Origin of the sequence: Thermomonospora sp. CIF 1, assembly GCF_001896795.1 — a bacterium.
Taxonomy (GTDB): domain Bacteria; phylum Actinomycetota; class Actinomycetes; order Streptosporangiales; family Streptosporangiaceae; genus Thermomonospora; species Thermomonospora curvata.
This window is the reverse complement of the sequence record NZ_MOYN02000011.1, coordinates 125,720-139,853: the sequence shown is the minus strand read 5'-3', so window position 1 is coordinate 139,853 and position 14,134 is coordinate 125,720. Positions and strand designations below refer to the sequence as shown.

Here is a 14,134-nt window from a genome sequence, read left to right as displayed (position 1 = left end):
GGAGGGGTTTGCCCGGCGGGTGAATGTCCACTTTCACCCTATGACGCAGCCGCCACAGGGCCCCTCCCCCGGGGACCGCTTCTGGAAGCCGCCGCAGGACCAGCCGCCCGGCCCCTACGGCGGGGGCGGGTGGCCTCCGCCGTACGGCGGTCACTACCCGGGCCATCCGGGATCGCCATGGGAGTATCGGGACCCGGCCGCAGGGCTGGCCGGCCGGTGGGCGCGGCTGGGCGCGGCGCTCATCGACCTGATCCTGCTGGCCGCCGTCATCGGGCTGGTGACCTTCCCGTTCATCGACTACGGCCGGGTGTTCCGCACCCCCGGCGGGGAGACCGGGTACCTGCCGACCGGCCAGTGGGTCGCCAACTTCCTCAGCATCGTCATCGCCTTCCTGTACTACTGGCTGACGACGTACAAATGGGGCCGCACGCTCGGCAAGCAGGTGCTGGGCATCCAGGTCGTCCGGGCCGCCGACGGCGGTCCGGTCACCCAGGGGCAGGCGGCGGGCCGGGCGGCGTTCTTCACCGTGCTGGGCGGCCTGTGCGGCTGCATCGGTTTCCTGGACGTGGCGTGGATCCTGTGGGACGACCGCAGGCAGGCCCTGCACGACAAGGTCGCCCAAACCGTGGTGCGCAAGATCGAACCGGGCGCGCCCGATCCTTACGCCGGACGCTGAGCGGCGTGACGCGCCGCTTGGCCGCATGCCGCCACATGCCGCTCGGTCACCGAAGGCGCGGGCCCGGCCGTCTAGGCTGTGCTCGTGACGACGGCCGGAAACTCCCGCATTGCACCTCCGCAGGCCCCCCGCGCCGCCCTGCGCGGAGCCATGGCGCTCGCCCTGGCGGGCTCGCTGGCCGCCTGCCAGGTCACGCTGGACGGCGGCGAGAACGCCCAGCCGTCCCGGACCGTCCCGGCCCCCACGGCCCCTCCGGCGACCGGCCCGCACGGAGCCGACAGCGCCGGGGACGACTATGTGCCCGGGGACGGCAACGGCGGTTACGACGTCCAGCACTACAAGCTGGACCTGGACATCCGCCCCGGAGGCTCCCCGGAGCTGACCGCCACCGCCGACATCACCGCCAAGGCGACCCAGCGGCTGAGCCGGTTCAACCTCGACCTGGCCGGGCTGACCGTCTCCGAGGTCAAGGTCGACGGCGCACCGGCCCGCTACGAGCACGAGGGCGCCGAGCTGATCATCTCCCCGGCGCAGCCGCTGGCCAAGGGCGCCTCCTTCAGCGTGACGGTGCGGTATTCGGGGACGCCGCAGCCGGTGTCCAAGCCGCCGCTGGGCGTCTACGGGTGGGTGCGCACCTCTGACGGGGTGTTCGTGGCCTGCCAGCCCAGCGGGGCGCACACCTGGTTCCCGGCCAACGACCACCCCAGCGACAAGGCCACCTTCGAGTTCCGGGTGAAGGTGCCCGAGGGGCTGACCGCCATCGCCAACGGCGAGCCGGACGGCGGCCTGCCCGGCCTGCAGCGCGGCCCCGGCGGCAACCGGCGCACCGACGGATCGCTGCTCCCCGGCGACGGCGCGGGCGCGGGCGTCCAGCCGGTCCTGCTGCGGCGCCGGCAGGCGGCCGCCCCGGTGACCTGGCGGGTCAAGGAGCCCATGGCCCCCTACCTGGCCACGGTCACGGTGGGCCGGTTCGATGTGCGCACCGGCAAGACGGCCGGCGGCATCCCCGTCATCACCGCCGTCGACCCGACGGTGCGCACCACCGACCTGGAGGACTTCCACGCCAAGAACGCCGAGATCACCCACGAGTTCACCAAGCTGTTCGGGCCGTATCCGTTCTCCTCCACCGGCGGGCTGGTCGACAACGCCGATGTGGGCTTTGCGCTGGAGACCCAGACCCGCCCGGTGTACGGGTCCTTCGGCGCCAGCGAGGGGATCGTCGCCCACGAGCTGGCGCACATGTGGTTCGGCGACAGCGTCAGCGTCACCCGCTGGAAGGACATCTGGCTCAACGAGGGCTTCGCCACCTACGCCGAGTGGCTGTGGGCCGAGAAGGCCCACGGCGTGGACCCGCAGCAGGAGTTCGACGCGCTGTACCAGCAGGCCGACCGGGAGGAGCTGTGGGGCATCCCCACCGGCGACCCCGGCCGGGAGAACATGTTCAGCTCCGACGCCGTCTACAACCGGGGCGCGATGACGCTGCACGCGCTGCGCAAGAAGGTCGGCGACGAGACCTTCTTCAAGATCCTCAAGACCTGGACGGCCGAGTACCGGCACTCCAACGCCACCACCGAGCAGTTCATCGAGGTGGCCGAGCGGGTCTCCGGGCAGCAGCTGGACTCCTTCTTCCAGGCGTGGCTGTACGGGCGCACCCGCCCGCCCCGGTAAACCCCGCCCAGATCGGCGTCTGGCCCAGGTGAACGGGATGTCAGGGATCATCAAAGTCACGGAAGGCAACTTAACCGAGACGCTGAGTAATTGACACAGTGGGGCGCGTGAACGCCCACACTCCGCACGGCAAGATCCACTTCAAGATCACCGCCCTGGCGGCCGTCACCACGGCCCTGGCGCTGTCGGCCTCCAGCGGGGGCACCGCCACCGCGCAGTCGACCGGGAGCGGGCTCGCCCCTTCGGCGTCCGCCCACTACCCCAGGAACGGCGCGCGGGGGATCGGCGACCCGTACTTTCCCCATATGGGCAACGGCGGCTACGACGCCCTGCACTACCACGTCGTCCTCGACTACCGGCGCAACCGGTCCGCCTCCGCCGTGGTGACCATGACCGCCCGCGCCACCCAGGACCTGTCCGGCCTGTCCCTGGACTTCCGCGGCCCCAAGATCAAAGAGGTCGAGGTCGACGACCGCCGCGCCACCTTCCAGCGCCGGGGCCAGGACCTGCTGATCACCCCCGCGGTGGCGCTGCGCCGCGGCCAGGTGTTCACCGTGCGGGTCCGCTACGCCGGCGGCCCCGGCTCGCGCACCGACAAGTCGCTGGGCACCTACGGCTGGATCCGCACCCGGGACGGCGTCGTCACGCTCTCCCAGCCGGACGGCACGCCCGCGTGGATGCCGGTCAACGACCACCCGCTGGACAAGGCCACCTACACCTTCCGGGTGACCGTGCCCAAGGGGCTGACCGTCATCGCCAACGGCCGGCCGTCCAAGCCGGTGCACCGCGCCAAGACCAGCACCTACACCTGGTCCGAGCCGTCCCCGATGGCCAGTTACCTGGCCCTGGTGGCGATCGGCAAATTCAAGGTCACCCGCAGCGAGGCCGACGGCATCCCCGTCATCACCGCCGTGGACCCGCGCTACCGGCGCCACGCCGCCAGACTCCACCGCTCCACCAAGAAGGCGCTGGCCTGGCTGTCGAAGACGTTCGGCCCCTACCCGTTCACCACCGCCGGCGGCGTCATCGACGACCCGAAGCTGAAGTACGCGCTGGAGACCCAGAGCCGCCCGGTGTACGCGGGGATCACGCCGCGGATGAACTTCATCGTCCACGAGATGGCCCACCAGTGGTTCGGCAACAGCGTCAGCCTCAAGCGGTGGCAGGACATCTGGCTCAACGAGGGGCTGGCCTCTTACGCCGAGTGGCTGTGGCGGGAGCAGCACCGGGGCAAGAGCGCCGAGCAGATCTTCCGCAGCTACTACAAGCAGCCCGCCTCGTCGGCGATCTTCAGCCCGCCGCCGGGGCGGCCCGGACGCAACAAGCTGTTCGGCGACTCGGTCTACATCCGCGGCGCGATGACCGTGCACGCGCTGCGCAAGAAGGTCGGCGACCGGACGTTCTTCCGCATCCTGCGGGCCTGGACCACCCGGTACCGGCACGGCAACGCGGGAACCGCCGACTTCATCGCGCTGGCCGAAAAGGAATCCGGCAAGCAGCTGGACCAGCTGTTCAAGGTCTGGCTCTACAGCAAGGGCAAGCCCAAGAAGTGGTGATCTCCGCCCGGCGGCGCACCGGCCGCCGGGCGTCCTTGTTCGATCGCCGTGAACGTCCTTGCTCAATCGCAACGAAATCGCGCTTGTCCGGCCGTCGCCGCGCTGCGAGCTTGTAGCTCATGGTGACGTCCAACCCGGTGAGGACACGCAAAGGCGCAGCGCTGGCGGCCGTGGCGGTGGCGACGGCCGCCGGGCTGGTGGCGTCGGCGACCCCGGCGAACGCGGCGCCGAAATTCACTCCGGGCGCCCCGGGGGTCGGCGACCCGTACTTCCCCGACATGGGGAACGGCGGCTATGACGTGGCCCACTACGACGTGAAGCTGCGTTATGAGCCCTCCGACAAGAGCATCAAGGCCACCACCCGCATCAAGGCGAAGGCCACCCAGCACCTGTCGCGGTTCAACCTCGACTTCCTCGGCCCGCTGAAGGTGCACTCGGTCACCGTCGACGGCAAGCGGGCCGCCTTCACGCGGACCGGCGCCCAGGAACTGGTGATCACCCCGAAGAAGGGCCTGCCCAAGGGCAAGCGCTTCACCGTCACGGTCGCCTACTCGGGGGTCCCCAAGCGGGTCGACGACCCGGCGCTGGGCACCTCCGGCTGGGTGGCCACCGACGACGGGGCGGTGGCGGTCAACCAGCCGACCGGCACCGCCACCTGGATGCCGGTCAACGACACCCCCGCCGACAAGGCGTCCTACAGCTTCGCGATCACCGTGCCGAGCGGGCTGCAGGCGCTGGCCAACGGCGACTTCGCCGGACGGCGGACCGCCGGCGGGCTGACCACCTGGCGCTGGCGGATGCCGCAGCCCATGGCCAGCGAGCTGGCCATGGTCGCGATCGGCAAGTACAACATCACCTGGGGCAGGACCCCCAAGGGCGTGCCCAACATCACCGCCATCGACAAGAACCTCGACACCGCCCCCGGGCAGGGCGCGGCCTTCCACAAGCTGACCGCCGACATCACCGACTGGGGCTCGAAGGTCTTCGGCCGCTACCCCTTCGGGTCCACCGGCGGCATCGTGGACGCCATCGGGGTGGGCTACGCGCTGGAGACCCAGGGCCGCCCGGTCTACGACCGCCGGGGCCGTCCCGGCGTCAACCCCAGCGCCGCCCTGGTCGCCCACGAGATCGGCCACCAGTGGTTCGGCAACAGCGTCACCCCCGGGAGCTGGCGGCACATCTGGCTCAACGAGGGCTTCGCCACCTACGCCGAGTGGCTGCAAAGCGAGCAGTCCGGCGGCCGGACCGCCCAGCAGATCTTCGATGAGGTCTACGCCACCCCCGCCGGCGACGAGCTGTGGCAGGTCAAGGTCGCCGACCCCGGCCGTGACGACCTGTACGCCCACGCCGTCTACGACCGCGGCGCCATGACCTTGCACGTGCTCCGCAGGACCGTCGGCGACAAGAAGTTCTTCCGGCTCCTGCGGGACTGGTACCGCAAGAACCGCAACGGCACCGTCACCACCGCCGACTTCGTCGCCCACGCCAAGCGGTACGGCAACGCCGGGCGGATCGACGCCCTGTTCACCAAGTGGATCTTCACCACCGGCAAGCCGTCCCTGTGACCGGCCGACCGGGCGTGTCCGCTGGGCGCGCCCGGTCTCCTTTTCAGCCGAGCTTGAGGGCGTGGCCCTTGGCGCGCAGCCGGCCGAGGACCTCCTGGCAGTGGTCGGGCCCGCGGGTCTCCAGGTGGAGCAGGACCTCGGCCTCCTCCACGTGCAGCCGGGCGGCGACCCGCTCGTGCATGACGTCCAGCACGTTGGCGCCCAGCTCGGCCAGTTCGCTCAGCAGGGTGACCAGGGCGCCGGGACGGTCGGGGAGCCGGACCCGGACGACCAGGTAGCGGCCGGCGCCGGCCAGCCCGTGGCGCAGCACCTTCGACAGCAGCAAAGGGTCGATGTTGCCGCCGGACAGGACGGCCACAACCGGGGGCTCGAAGGCGTAGGAGTGCTCCAGGATCGCGGCCACCCCGGCGGCGCCGGCGGGCTCCACCACCTGTTTGGCACGCTCCAGGCACAACAGCAGGGCCTGGGAGATGGACTCCTCGGTGACCGTCACCACGGCGTCGACCAGCTCGCGGACCAGGGCGAAGGTGAGCTCGCCGGGACTGCCCACGGCGATGCCGTCGGCCATGGTGGGGCCGGGCCGGATGCGCACGGGACGCCCGGCGGCCAGCGACGGGGGGAAGGCCGCGGCGCGCTTGGCCTGCACCCCGATGATCTTGATGTCGGGGCGCGCCGCCTTGGCGGCCACGGCCAGGCCGGAGATCAGCCCGCCGCCGCCGACCGCGGTGACGATGGTGCGCACGTCGGGACGCGCCCGCAGGATCTCCAGGGCGATGGTGCCCTGGCCGGCGATGACGTCCGGATGGTCGAACGGGTGGATCAGCACCGCGCCGTGCGCATCGGCGTGACGGCGGGCGGCGCTCAGGCACTCGTCCACGCCGGGCCCGGGAAAGAGCACCTCGGCGCCGTAGGACCGGGTGGCGGCGATCTTGGGCAGCGGGGCGCCCTGCGGCATGAAGACGGTGGCCTTGCAGCCCAGCAGCGACGCCGCCAGCGCCACCCCCTGGGCGTGGTTGCCGGCGCTGGCCGCGACCACGCCGCGGGATCGTTCGGCCTCGGTGAGCCGGGCGATGCGCACATAGGCGCCGCGCGCCTTGAACGAGCCGGTGCGCTGCAGGTTCTCGCACTTGAGCAGCACCGGGCCGCCCACGATCTGCGACAGCGCCCGCGAGTGCAGCAGCGGGGTCTCGGTGACCACCCCGCGCAGCAGCTCCCGGGCCTCCTCGACCCGCCGTGCACCGACCAGTGCCATTGGGGCAGTGTAAGCCCGCCGGTCAGGCCGCGCCGGGCCGGTGGGGCCGTTCAGTCGGCGTTCCAGTAGCGGTCGCCGGCCAGGATCAGGGCGGCGGCGCCGACCAGCCCGGCGGTCTGCCCCAGCGCGGCGGGCACCACCTGCACCCGGCGGGCGAACTCCATGCGGGCGTGCTCCCGCAGGGCCTCCTGCAGGGGGTCGAACAACAGCGGCCCGCACTGCGCCAGCCCGCCGCCGATCGCGACCACCTCCAGGTCGCACAGGTGCATCGCCGAGGCGATGGCGACCCCCAGCGCCCGCCCGGCCCGCTGCAGCGCGGCACCGGCCACCGGGTGCCCCAGCCGGGCGTCCTCGGCCAGCTCGACCCCGCTCACCCCGGCCTGGCCGGGCCGCCAGCCCTGGCGCTGCGCCCAGGCGACCAGGCCGGGGCCGCGGGCGACCGCCTCCAGGCAGCCCCGGCCGCCGCACTCGCACGGCGGCCCCTGCGGGTCGACCACCACATGCCCGATGTGCCCGGCGTTGCCGCTGGCGCCGTCGATCAGCCGGCCGCCCAGCACCAGCCCGCCGCCGACGCCGGTGGAGACCACCATGCCCAGCACGTTGTCATAGCCGCGTCCGGCGCCCCGCCAGTGCTCGCCGACCGCCACGCAGATCGCGTCGTTGTGGACGCGCACCGGCAGATCCGGGTGGCGGGCGCGCAGCCGCCGCCGCAGCGGGAAGTCCCGCCAGGCGGGGATGTTGAGCGGGGAGACCTCCCCCGACGGCCAGCGCATCGGCCCGCCGCAGCCCACCCCGACCCCGGCCGGCTGCGGGCAGCCCGCCTCGGCCAGCAGTTTGTCCAGCAGGGACTCCAGGGTGCGCCACAGCACCCGCGGGTCCGGGTCGGCCGGGGTGGCGATCCGGTCGTAGTGGGTGATCCGCCCCTCCGGGTCCACCAGCGCGGCGGCCAGCTTGGTCCCGCCGATGTCCACCGCCAGCACCGGCGCGTCGTGCTCCTGGCCCATCAGGAGACCGCCGCCGGGCCGAAGGCGAGGATGGAGGCGGTGAAGCCGTGCACGTGGTTGCGGCCGGAGACCGGGCCGATCTCACCGGCGGCGAAGAACCCGCCGACCCCGGCCGGGCCGAAGGTGCGGCGCAGCAGCTTCACATCGTGGTCGGAGTCGGGGAACATCGCCCGGCCCCGTCCGTTGCAGGAGAACAGCAGCGCCCCCTCCACGGGCTTGAGGTCGAAGCGCTGCAGCAGCGCGGTCAGGTCCTCTTCGGCGGCCTCGGCGTCGCGGACCTGGAAACGGACGGTCCGGCCGACCTCCACCACGTCCCCGATGGCGATGGCCCCGGTGTCGGCGTCGGCGCCGACCACCCCGCGCACCAGGAAGTCGCCGTGCTCGTGCTGCTCGGCGTACTCGTCCATGGCCACGCCGATCAGCAGCCCCTGGGAGGCCATCTGCTGCTCCTCCTCCGGGAGGGCGAGCACGATCTGCTCCAGCTTCTCCAGCGCCGGGGTGCCGGCCAGCTCATACAGCACGTTCTCGTCGGCCTTGGTGACCACCATGTCCGGGCCGATGGGGCGGGCCCCCTGGCTGACCACGGTGGCCGCGCTGATCGGGCCGCCCAGCACCACGCCGACCGCCCCGTCGTCGTAGACCTCCCCGTCCAGCAGCAGCCGGGTGCGTCCGGCGCCCTGCCCGCCGGCCAGCGCGCCCACCATCGGCAGCCCGGGCAGCGCCTCCTCGGAACGCTCGACGAAGGCGTCCACCGGGAAGGAGTAGGGGTCGGCCAGCAGCACGGCGACCACGTCCTCGTCGCTGCCCTCCGGCATGCCGACCACCACCAGCCGGTCCTCGGCGCGCAGCGTCTCCAGCCGGAACGGCTCCAGGTGCGCACCCGGCAGCACCCCCGCCCACGCGCTCACCGCGCTGGTCTCCTCCACGCCGCGGTCGCCGCCGATCACCCCGCTGCCGTTGCAGCCGATCACCAGGCGGGCGCCGGCGGCGTCGGCCACCCGCATCGCCCGGCGGGCCGCCTCCCCCACCGCGCCGACGTCCTCGCAGGCGAGGAACACGCACACCAGGTCGGGGGGCGCGCTCAGCGGCTCCAGCGCCTGCTTGACGGCCGACTCCGCGGCGCCGATCAGATCGGGTCCGAGAGCCAGGCCATCACCGAAGCGTGCCATCGCCCTCCCCTCCCTTGCGCTGTCCCTGGATTTGAGGGCTCATTCCTCGATTCTCCCCGCTGCGATGCGGGGTACCCAAGGATCCGGCGCCCGGCGGCGCGTGGATTTCCCTCCCCGGGCAGGTGCGAGTGCTCGCATCGGCGACGTACTGTCGATCTCGTGTCCATGACGAAGAATGAAGCCGCGCCCGCCGACACCACCGTGGGCGCCCTGCGCGCCACCGGTCACCGGCACCGCTCGGTGAAGGAAGAGATCAGAAGCAACCTGCTGGAGCGCCTCAGATCCGGGCAGGAGCGCTTTCCGGGCATCGTCGGGTTCGACGAGACGGTGCTGCCGCACCTGGAGCGGGCGCTGCTGGCCGGGCACGACCTGGTGCTGCTGGGTGAACGCGGCCAGGGCAAGACCCGTCTGATCCGCACCCTGGTCACCCTGCTGGACGAGTGGACGCCGGTGGTGGCCGGCTGCGAGATCAACGACCACCCGTACGCGCCGGTGTGCGTGCGCTGCCGGCGGCTGGCCGCCGAGCTGGGCGATGAGCTGCCGGTCACCTGGAAGCACCGGGAGGAGCGGTTCGGGGAGAAGCTGGCCACCCCCGACACCAGCGTCGGCGACCTGATCGGCGACGTGGACCCGATCAAGGTGGCCGAGGGCCGCACCCTGGGCGACCCGGAGACGGTGCACTTCGGGCTGGTGCCGCGCACCAACCGCGGCATCTTCGCCGTCAACGAGCTGCCCGACCTGGCCGAGCGCATCCAGGTGGCGCTGCTGAACGTGCTGGAGGAGCGGGATGTGCAGATCCGCGGGTACGCGCTGCGGCTGCCGCTGGATGTGCTGCTGGTGGCCAGCGCCAACCCCGAGGACTACACCAACCGCGGCCGGATCATCACCCCGCTCAAGGACCGCTTCGGCGCCGAGATCCGCACCCACTACCCGCTGACGCTGGAGACGGAGCTGGAGCTGATCCGCCAGGAGGCGGCGGTCGCCGAGCTGAACGCCCAGGTGCCCGACCACCTGCTGGAGGTGATGGCCCGCTTCACCCGCCTGGTGCGCGAGTCGCCCGCGGTGGACTCCCGCTCGGGGGTGTCGGCGCGTTTCGCCATCGCCGGGGCGGAGACCATCGCCGCCGGCGCCCTGCGCCGGGCCGCGCTGGCCGGAGAGGACGAGGCGGTGGCGCGGGTGTGCGACGTGCCGGCGGTGGTGCCCGCGGTGATGGGCAAGGTGGAGTTCGAGGTCAGCGAGGAGGGCCGCGAGCAGGAGGTGCTGGAGCACCTGCTGCGCCGGGCCGTCGCCGAGACCTACCGCCGCACGCTGGGCGGCGCCGACCTGAGCGGGCTGCTGGAGAAGTTCGACTCCGGGCAGACCGTGGAGTCCGGTGAGCTGGTCCCGGCCACCGAGCTGCTGCGCCGCATCGGCCCGGTGCCCGGGCTGGCCAAGCTGGTGCAGCGGCTGGGCATGTCCGGGGAGTCGCCCGGCCAGGCCGCCGCCGCGCTGGAGTTCGCGCTGGAAGGGCTGTTTTTGACCCGCCGGCTGTCCAAGGACGTCTCCCCCGGCGGGGACGGGACGGCCACCTACCGCACCTGAGGCGGCAGCTCGTCCGAGCCGCGGCCGGAGAGCACCGCGAACGCCCGCACAAGACAGGGATGTGGCCATGAGCCGATACCGATACGGCGCCTACCAAGGCGGCCCGGACCCGCTGGAGCCGCCCTATGACATCCGCTCGGCGCTGGACGCCATGGGCGATTCGGTGCTGGAGGGCTCCAGCCCCGGCGAGGCGCTGCGCGCGCTGCTGCGCCGCGGACTGCCGGGCGGCCGGGACCGGCGGGCCCGGCGCGGCCTGGATGAGCTGCTGCGGCAGGTGCGGCAGCGGCGGCGGGAGCTGCGCGAGCGGGGACGGCTGGACGGCGTCCTGGAGCAGGCGCGGGCGCTGCTGGACACCGCCATCGGGCAGGAACGGGCCGAGCTGTTCCCCGACCCCAGCGACGAGGCGCGCATGCGCGAGGCCGAACTGGACGCGCTGCCGTCCGACACCGCCCAGGCGATCCGGCGGCTGAGCGACTACGACTGGCGATCGCCGGCCGCCCGCGCCACCTTCGAGCAGCTGAAGGACCTGCTGCGGCGCGACGTGCTGGACGCCCAGTTCCAGGGCATGCGGCAGGCGCTGGCCAACCCCGACCCGCAGGCCATGCAGCGGGTCCGGGACATGATGGCCGCGCTGAACGACATGCTCGACGCCGACGCCCGCGGCGAGCACACCCAGGAGGACTTTGCGAACTTCATGCGCGAGTACGGGGACTTCTTCCCCGACAACCCGCGCAACCTGGAGGAGCTGGTCGACTCGCTGGCCCGGCGGGCGGCGGCGATGGACCGGCTGCTGGCCTCGCTGAGCCCCGAGCAGCGCCAGGAGCTGGCCGCGCTGATGGCGCAGGTGATGGAGGACGCCGGGCTGGCGATGGAGATGACCCGGCTGGGCGAGGCGCTGCGGGCCCGCCGCCCCGACCTGGGCTGGGGGACCCCGGAGCGGATGAGCGGCTCGGACCCGCTGAGCGTCAGCGACGCCACCGCCGCGCTGGCGGAGCTGGCGGACCTGGCCGAGCTGGAGGCTGCGCTGGCGCAGGACTATCCGGGCGCCAGCCTGGACGACATCGACGAGGAGGCGGTGCGCCGGGCGCTGGGCCGCCAGGCGGTCGACGACCTGGCCGAGCTGCGCCGCATCGAAAAAGAGCTGGAACGCCAGGGCTACCTGCAGCGCAGTGGCGGCCGGCTGGAGCTGACCCCCAAGGCGGTGCGCCGGCTGGGCGAGACCGCGCTGCGCCGGGTGTTCTCCCACCTGGAGGGGGGCCGGCGCGGCGACCACGACCAGCGCGACGCCGGGCAGGCCGGGGAGCTGACCGGCTCCTCACGTCCCTGGCGGTTCGGCGACGAGCAGCCGCTGGATGTGGTCCGCACGGTCGGCAACGCCATCCGGCGCAACGCCCAGAACCCCACCGGCGACCGGTCGGTCAAGCTCAGCGTGGACGATTTCGAGGTGCTGGAGACCGAGCGGCGCACCGCGGCGGCGGTGTGCCTGCTGGTGGACCTGTCGTACTCGATGGTGCTGCGCGGCGCGTGGGGGGCGGCCAAGCAGACGGCGCTGGCGCTGCACTCGCTGGTCACCGGCAAGTACCCGCAGGACGCCATCCAGATCATCGGGTTCTCCAATTACGCCCGGGTGCTGCGTCCCACCGAGATGGCCGCGCTGGACTGGGACATGGTGCAGGGCACCAATCTGCACCACGCGCTGATGCTGGCCGGACGGCACCTGGACCGGCACCCGGACTTCGAGCCGATCGTGCTGGTGGTCACCGACGGCGAGCCCACCGCCCACCTGCAGCCCAACGGCCGTTCGCTGTTCGACTACCCGCCCTCCCGCCAGACGCTGACGCTGACGCTGGCCGAGATCGACAAGATGACCCGGCGCGGCGCCACCTTGAACGTGTTCATGCTGGCCGACGACCCCCGGCTGGTGTCGTTCGTGGAGGAGGTCGCCCGGCGCAACGGAGGCCGGGTGTTCGCCCCCGAGGCCGGCCGGCTCGGCGAGTACGTGGTCAGCGACTACCTGCGGATGCGCCGGGGATGAGGGACCTGCCCGTGGGGGCGGCCGGCGGCTGGGTAAGGTCATCGCCATGTCGACCGCCGATCAACTGCTGCTGTTCCTCCACGTGGGTTTCGCGATATTCGCGCTGGGGCCGCTGACCGCCGCGATCATGTCCACGCCCCGCTACATCCGGCAGGGCAACGTGACGGTGCTGCGCTACCTGAACCGGATCACCCGCCTGTACGGGATGCTGGCGCTGGGCGTCTTCCTGTTCGGGCTGTTCCTGTCGCGGGGACGGTTCGCCGAGGCGTGGCTGTCGGCGTCCATGACGCTGTTCCTGGTGTCGCTGGTCCTGCTGCTGCTGGTGGAGCGCGACCAGCGCAAGGCCGCCCACCTGCTGGAGGCGGCCGCCGCCGGGGACGCCGCGGCCGGGGAGGCCCAGGCGGGCGCGCAGGAGAAGACCGCCGCCGCGCGGCAGGAGGTCGCCCAGGTGGAGCGGGGCCGGATCGCGGCCATCTCCGGGGTGATCGGCCTGCTGTGGGTGGTGACCTTGCTGCTGATGATCTGGTACGGCTGACCGGCCGGGCGGCTCACTCCTTGGCGACCGAGTCGATCCAGGAGAAGACCGCCTCCTGGGTCGACTCGTCGCGCAGCAGCTCCCCGCCGTGCGCCGGGCCGGCGACGGTGCGCACCGTCGCCGGCACCCCGCCGGCCTGCAGCGCCCCGGCCAGCTCCTCGGAGTGCTCGACCGGGACGAACTCCTCGGTGCCGTGCACCAGCAGCATGGGGGCGTCCCCGGGGCCGGCGTGGGTGACCGGCGTGGCGTCCTCCACCCGCTCCAGGCACTCGGGCTCGGCGTCCTCCTCCTGCGGGTCGCACCCCACCAGCAGCCGCACCGCCTGCCGGAGCTTGACCCGGGAGGCGTCGGCGCCCAGCTCGCCGCCGTCGTGGTAGGCCCGCTGCAGCGAGACCACCGGCGAGAGGGCCACCACGCCGCGCACGCTCTGGGCGCCCCGGCCGTGGGTGCCGAGCTGGGTGGCCAGGTGACCGCCCGCCGAGGACCCCAGCACCACGATGCGCGTGGGGTCCAGGTTCCACAGGTGGGCGTTGTTCTTGACGTACCGCAGCGCGGCCCGCACGTCCCGGCGCTGGGTGGGCCACTGCTCGTGGGGGACGAGGCTGTAGTTGGCGGCGAAGACCACATAGCCCCGGCTGGTCAGCTTGCGGGCGATGTACCGCCAGGACCGCTTGTCCCCGGCCATCCAGTAGCCGCCGTGCAGGACCAGCACGCCGGGCCGGGCCGCCTGGGCGTCCGGGCCGGCGGAGGCATCGGGGGTGCGCCAGTAGACGTCCAGCTGCCGGCGGGGCCCCTCCCCGTAGGAGTAGGTGGCGGTGTTCGGCGGCGGCGGGGTCACCATGACGGCGCGTGCGGTGATGCCGCCGCCGCTCGGCTCAACCGGTGCGCTGGAGCCGTCGGGCGTCGCCACGGGCTCCGACGGTGCGGGGGCGGCGGGGCTGCCGGATGTGGTGGGCGTGCCGCTCCCGGCGGGCTCGGGTTGCGCCCATGCACCGGCTGGAACGACCGCACCGGACAGCGAGGCCACGGCGAGCGCCGTCCCGCACACCAGCACCTTTCGCACCAATGCCACCTCCGGGGAGGAAACCTAGCG

Annotated in this window: 11 protein-coding genes; 7 read left to right on the top strand and 4 right to left on the bottom strand. The window is 72.8% G+C overall.

Features of this window, described 5'->3' with window-relative positions; genetic code table 11:
• The first annotated feature begins 40 nt into the window (after window positions 1–40).
• The 4 genes from BUE48_RS05255 to BUE48_RS05240 all read left to right on the top strand — a co-directional run bounded on the left by BUE48_RS05255 (window position 41) and on the right by BUE48_RS05240 (window position 5,465).
• Window positions 41–676: an RDD family protein gene (locus BUE48_RS05255; RefSeq protein WP_012851431.1), complete on the top strand. Its 636-nt coding sequence runs from the start codon at window positions 41–43 to the stop codon at window positions 674–676.
• An 84-nt stretch (window positions 677–760) separates the two neighbouring features.
• Entirely contained in the window at window positions 761–2,344 is a 1,584-nt protein-coding gene (locus tag BUE48_RS05250) for a M1 family metallopeptidase (RefSeq protein ID WP_012851430.1), read from the top strand.
• A 107-nt stretch (window positions 2,345–2,451) separates the two neighbouring features.
• Entirely contained in the window at window positions 2,452–3,900 is a 1,449-nt protein-coding gene (locus tag BUE48_RS05245; RefSeq protein WP_286989117.1) for a M1 family metallopeptidase, read from the top strand.
• Between the two features lie 137 nt (window positions 3,901–4,037).
• Window positions 4,038–5,465, top strand: a complete 1,428-nt coding sequence (locus BUE48_RS05240) for a M1 family metallopeptidase (RefSeq protein WP_353745271.1) — start codon at window positions 4,038–4,040, stop codon at window positions 5,463–5,465.
• Window positions 5,466–5,508: 43 nt separating this feature from the next.
• Here the strand turns inward: BUE48_RS05240 and ilvA are convergent, their stop codons facing one another.
• Genes ilvA through BUE48_RS05225 form a run of 3 tightly spaced genes read right to left on the bottom strand, consistent with a single transcriptional unit; the run spans window position 5,509 to window position 8,890 of the window.
• Window positions 5,509–6,717, bottom strand: a complete 1,209-nt coding sequence (gene ilvA, locus BUE48_RS05235; RefSeq protein WP_012851427.1) for a threonine ammonia-lyase — start codon at window positions 6,715–6,717, stop codon at window positions 5,509–5,511.
• A 50-nt stretch (window positions 6,718–6,767) separates the two neighbouring features.
• Entirely contained in the window at window positions 6,768–7,721 is a 954-nt protein-coding gene (locus tag BUE48_RS05230; protein ID WP_012851426.1) for an ROK family protein, read from the bottom strand.
• Window positions 7,721–8,890: an FIST signal transduction protein gene (locus BUE48_RS05225; RefSeq protein WP_012851425.1), complete on the bottom strand. Its 1,170-nt coding sequence runs from the start codon at window positions 8,888–8,890 to the stop codon at window positions 7,721–7,723. The genes BUE48_RS05230 and BUE48_RS05225 overlap by 1 nt, the downstream gene beginning before the upstream one ends.
• A 165-nt stretch (window positions 8,891–9,055) precedes the next feature.
• On the opposite strand from BUE48_RS05225, the gene BUE48_RS05220 reads away from it, so the two are divergent.
• The 3 genes from BUE48_RS05220 to BUE48_RS05210 all read left to right on the top strand — a co-directional run bounded on the left by BUE48_RS05220 (window position 9,056) and on the right by BUE48_RS05210 (window position 13,041).
• Entirely contained in the window at window positions 9,056–10,471 is a 1,416-nt protein-coding gene (locus tag BUE48_RS05220; protein ID WP_012851424.1) for a sigma 54-interacting transcriptional regulator, read from the top strand.
• A gap of 67 nt (window positions 10,472–10,538) precedes the next feature.
• A complete protein-coding gene (locus BUE48_RS05215) occupies window positions 10,539–12,506 on the top strand; it encodes a VWA domain-containing protein (protein WP_012851423.1) in 1,968 nt (655 codons plus the stop codon).
• 46 nt (window positions 12,507–12,552) lie between these two features.
• Entirely contained in the window at window positions 12,553–13,041 is a 489-nt protein-coding gene (locus BUE48_RS05210; RefSeq protein WP_012851422.1) for a hypothetical protein, read from the top strand.
• A gap of 13 nt (window positions 13,042–13,054) precedes the next feature.
• Here BUE48_RS05210 and BUE48_RS05205 read toward each other — a convergent pair whose 3' ends face one another.
• The gene (locus BUE48_RS05205) at window positions 13,055–14,113 is read right to left on the bottom strand and encodes an alpha/beta hydrolase (protein ID WP_245536984.1); all 1,059 of its coding nucleotides are present in this window, start codon (window positions 14,111–14,113) and stop codon (window positions 13,055–13,057) included.
• Window positions 14,114–14,134: the final 21 nt, after the last annotated feature.

What these genes read in the sequence shown, in the direction of transcription:
- BUE48_RS05220 (WP_012851424.1), top strand. Translation starts at nt 9,056, where the DNA reads ATGACGAAGAATGAAGCCGCGCCCGCCGACACCACCGTGGGCGCCCTG.
- BUE48_RS05255 (WP_012851431.1), top strand. Translation starts at nt 41, where the DNA reads ATGACGCAGCCGCCACAGGGCCCCTCCCCCGGGGACCGCTTCTGGAAG.
- ilvA (WP_012851427.1), bottom strand. Translation starts at nt 6,717, where the DNA reads ATGGCACTGGTCGGTGCACGGCGGGTCGAGGAGGCCCGGGAGCTGCTG.
- BUE48_RS05225 (WP_012851425.1), bottom strand. Translation starts at nt 8,890, where the DNA reads ATGGCACGCTTCGGTGATGGCCTGGCTCTCGGACCCGATCTGATCGGC.
- BUE48_RS05215 (WP_012851423.1), top strand. Translation starts at nt 10,539, where the DNA reads ATGAGCCGATACCGATACGGCGCCTACCAAGGCGGCCCGGACCCGCTG.
- BUE48_RS05230 (WP_012851426.1), bottom strand. Translation starts at nt 7,721, where the DNA reads ATGGGCCAGGAGCACGACGCGCCGGTGCTGGCGGTGGACATCGGCGGG.
- BUE48_RS05210 (WP_012851422.1), top strand. Translation starts at nt 12,553, where the DNA reads ATGTCGACCGCCGATCAACTGCTGCTGTTCCTCCACGTGGGTTTCGCG.